The sequence below is a fragment of the Deltaproteobacteria bacterium CG11_big_fil_rev_8_21_14_0_20_42_23 genome, from assembly GCA_002796345.1.
In the GTDB taxonomy this organism is placed as follows: Bacteria; UBA10199; UBA10199; order 2-02-FULL-44-16; family 2-02-FULL-44-16; genus 1-14-0-20-42-23.
Window position 1 is genome coordinate 4794 of the sequence record PCXC01000051.1, and the last position, 370, is coordinate 5163.

At 48.9% G+C, this 370-nt stretch carries 1 protein-coding gene; it reads left to right on the plus strand.

All coding sequences use genetic code 11. The features are described 5' to 3' along the window. Positions 1-370, plus strand: a 370-nt coding sequence (locus tag COV43_06390) for a hypothetical protein (GenBank protein PIR25214.1), incomplete at both ends; no start/stop codon positions are given.

Sequence of the window (370 nt, forward strand, 5' to 3'; positions counted from 1 at the left end):
TACATTCCAAAAAATGGCGATCAAGTTCACCTTCCGCCGGCTGGTGTGCTGTTTGTTTCGCATCGTGATTATTTGGTGCAACGCCTTGCTGATGAAGCTGGTGCACTGTTTGGCGCTAACGCTGTTGGTATTTTTCAAGGCGACAGAAAAAATCCAAACGCCGCAATTGTAAGTGCCAGCATTCAAACCTTGCTTGCCAATGCAGATGATTTTCCATGGGAACGTTTTGGCTTGGTGGTCTTTGATGAAGCCCATCATTATGTTCCAGAAAATGTATGGTCCCTCCCGCTGAGGCGCATGGGCTTTATGGCTGAGGATGGCAGCATCACCGGAAACTGGCCCAAGTTTGCACTGGGCTTAACCGCAACAC